Origin of the sequence: Rhodococcus sp. O3, assembly GCF_048897285.1 — a bacterium.
Lineage (GTDB): Bacteria > Actinomycetota > Actinomycetes > Mycobacteriales > Mycobacteriaceae > Rhodococcus.
Genome location: NZ_JBMBTE010000245.1, coordinates 1 through 3545, shown reverse-complemented (window position 1 = coordinate 3545; position 3545 = coordinate 1). Strand labels below are relative to the sequence as shown.

The 3545-nt window shown below is 69.2% G+C and carries 1 protein-coding gene; it reads right to left on the bottom strand.

Features of this window, described 5'->3' with window-relative positions:
• Positions 1–3545 (bottom strand): condensation domain-containing protein (locus ACN675_RS28380; protein WP_420753991.1); only part of this gene is annotated, 3545 nt, incomplete at both ends.

Sequence of the window (3545 nt, the reverse complement as noted above, 5' to 3'; positions counted from 1 at the left end):
ACGCCGCGTGCGTGACCTGCTCCCGAGCCAGCAACTCGGCGAGCTCGCACCCGCCGAACACCCCGGGCGGGGCGATGACCGAACATCCACCGGATCCGAAGGCCCACAGCATCTCCAGCACCGCCGCGTCGAAACTCGGCGAGGCTGCGTGAAGTACCCGTGCGTGCGGGCCGAGCCCGAACCGAGAGCATTGCTCGGCAATCAGATTGGCGAGTCCGCCGTGGGTGACGGTCACGCCCTTGGGCACACCCGTCGACCCGGACGTGTAGATCACGTACGCGGGATGCTCGATCCGCAGCGGGTGCACCCGATCCGCATCGGTCACGCGATCGTGCGACGCCTGTTCGTACGGGTCGTCCAGGTTCAGCCACATGACCGTCGCCGGCAACGAATCGCGCGCACCGGCAGTCGTGAACCCGACCGTCACGGCCGAATCCGCGATCAAGTGCTCGATCCGCGATGCGGGATAGTTCGGGTCGACGGGAAGGAAGGCCGCTCCGGTCTTCGCGACCGCCCACACCGCCAGCACCGACTCCGCCGACCGCGGTACCGCGATCGCGACCACCGTCTCCGGTCCGACACCGTATCGAATCAATCTCCGCGCCAGTCGATTCGACTGCTCGTCGAGCTCACGATAGGTCAGCCGGCGCTCCCCCGCGACCACCGCGACCGTGTCCGGATCCGCTGCGGCCGACGCGACCAGGATGTCCGGCAACGTCACCCCGAGTATCGGCGATCCCCCGGTCACCGGTACCAGTTCGGCGCGCTCGGCGTCGTCGAGCAGCGAGAACCGGTCGATGGGTGTATCGGGCCGGAGGACAAGCGATCCGATGATGTGACGCACGCGCCCGAGGATCTCGGTGATCTCATCGTGACCGAAGAGATCGGGGAGATACTTGATCGACAGGTGCAGCCGATCATCCACGTGCGCAACCAAACCCATCGGATAATGCGCCGCATCCACACCCGACACATCCACCACCCGCATCCCCGCGATATCCGTCTCCGCCGTCAACCCCCCACGATCGACCGGATACGACTCGAACACCGTCATCGTGTCGAACACCGCACCCGGCCCCGCCACCCGCTGCACATCCGACAACCCCACATAATGATGATCGAGCAACCCCGCCTGCTCGGCCTGCACCCGATCGACCAACTCCCCCAACGACACCCCGGCACCCCACCGCACCCGCACCGGCACCGTGTTCACGAACAACCCCACCATCGACTCCACCCCGTCGATCTGCGGCGGCCGACCCGACACCGTCGCACCGAACGTCACATCCTCCCGCGACGTCAACGACCCCAGCACCAACCCCCACGCCACCTGCACCACCGTGTTCAACGTCGCCCCACGATCACGCACCCACACCGACAACGCCGCCGTCTCCTCCACCCCGAAATCCGCACACACATCCCGCGATTCGTGATACCTGCGGGTCGGATCGTCCGGGACGACCAGTGTCGGCTCGTCGACGCCGGCGAGCGCACGTGCCCATTCGTCGAGGGAGTGTTCGCGGTCCTGCCGCTCGACCCAGGCGAGGTAGTCCCGGTACGAGGTGGGCCGCGGGAGACCGACGGTGTCACCGTCGGTCGCGTACAGCATCAGCAGTTCCCGGACGAGAAGCGGTGTCGACCAGCCGTCGAGCAGCAGGTGGTGGTTGGTCATCACCAGCCGGTGGCTGTCCGGCCCGATGGTGACCAGCAGCCATCGCATCAGCGGCGGTCGTGCCGGATCGAATCGCGTCGCCCGGTCCGCCGCCATGATCCGTTCGAGTTCGCGGTCGCGGTCGTCGGCGGGGAGAGCGGACAGGTCGAGCTCGGTGAGCGGCAGCTCGACCCGATCCCGGACGATCTGTACCGGTCGTCCGGCGACGTCGGGCACGAAGGTGGTGCGCAGGTTGGCGTGACGGTCCAGCAGCACCGTCCCGGCGCGCCGCAACCGATCCGCGTCGACCGTTCCGCGCAGCTCGAGGACCAGTTGCACCAGGTACGCGTCGACGGAATCCTCCGACACCAGCGCGTGGAACAGCAGGCCCTCCTGCAGCGGCGACAGCGGCCACACGTCGGTCAGGTCCGGATACCGCCGCTCGAGCTCCTCGATCTGCGCCTGCCGCAGCGTCACCAGGCCCAGGTCGGACGGGGTGCGTCCCCCGGAGCCGGGGATGCGGGCGCGCTCGACCAGCGCGGTGAGCACGCGGCACCACAGGTCCGCGAGTTCGTGCACCTCGTCGGCGGTGAGTATCCCGGTCGGGAACGCCCACGTGGCGCGCAGCCGAGGGCCGGTGCTGTCGTCGAGGGTGAGCGCGTTGATGTCCAGGGTCGCGGGCACCGGCATCTGCGGATCCTGGGCGCCGCCGAGCTCCGAGCCGGCGTCGACGGGCATCCACGGTCCTGCCGGCATCCCGTCCGCTGTTCCGGTGGCGATGCGGCCGAGGTAGTTGAAGCCGATCTGCGGCGCGGCATGTTCACGCAGGTCCGAGGCGGTTTCGTCGTGGAGATAGCGGAGCAGCCCGAAGCCGATCCCGTGGTCGGGGACCGCGAGGAGTTGTTCCTTGACGGATTTGACGGCCGCGTCGAGCGCGGGGCCGCCGCCGCAGGCGTCGTCGAGGTCGATGCCGGTCAGATCCAACCGGACGGGGAAGCCGGTGGTGAACCAGCCGACGGTCCGGCTCAGATCGGCGCCCGGCACCGCCTGTTCCTCGCGCCCGTGCCCTTCCAGGGCGATGAACGCATCGTCGATCGTGGTGCCGCGGTCGCGTCGCCAGGCCGTTACGGCGACGGCGAGTGCGGTGAGCAGACCGTCGGCGACGCTGCCGTGGAACGCGTCGGGGACGGCGGTCAGCAGCGCCTCGGTCACGCCGGTCGGCAGTTCGACGCAGAAATGCTCGGCCGTCGCGATCACGTCGGTCGCGGGATCGAGCGGTCGGGATCCGATCGTCGGGTCGTCCCCGGCCGTGGTCGCGCGCCAGAAGTCGAGTTCGGCGAGCCGTTCGGGCTGCTGCGCGGCCTCGACCAGACCGTGCGCCCAGCGACGCATCGACGTTCCGACCGCCTCGAGCCGAGGATCCTGTCCGGCCGCGATCTGCGACCACGCGGTCGCGAGATCCGGAACGAGGATCCGCCACGACACACCGTCGACCGCCGAATGATGGATCACGAGGAGCAGCCGGCCCGGGACTTCGGTGTTCTCGGGGTCGAACCACACCGCCTGCAGCACGATTCCCGATGCCGGGTCGAGCCGGTCCGCGGCGGCGTCGAGTTCGGCGTGTGCGATGGCGTCGAAGTCGTCGCCGTGCGGGTCGGCGGCCACGCGGACGAGGACATCGCCGGCGTCGACGGTTCCGGTCGGCTGCACGGTCCAGGTCCACGTCCCGTTCGACGAGCGCAGCCGGGAGCGCAGCATGTCGTGCCGATCGAGCACGGCCTGGAGCGTGCGCGTGAGTGACGTGTGGTCGATGCCGAGAGGCAGTTCGAGCAGTACCGCCTGGGAGAAGCGGGTGTGGTGCAGCGGGCTGCGGTCGAGGAGCCAGTGCATCACG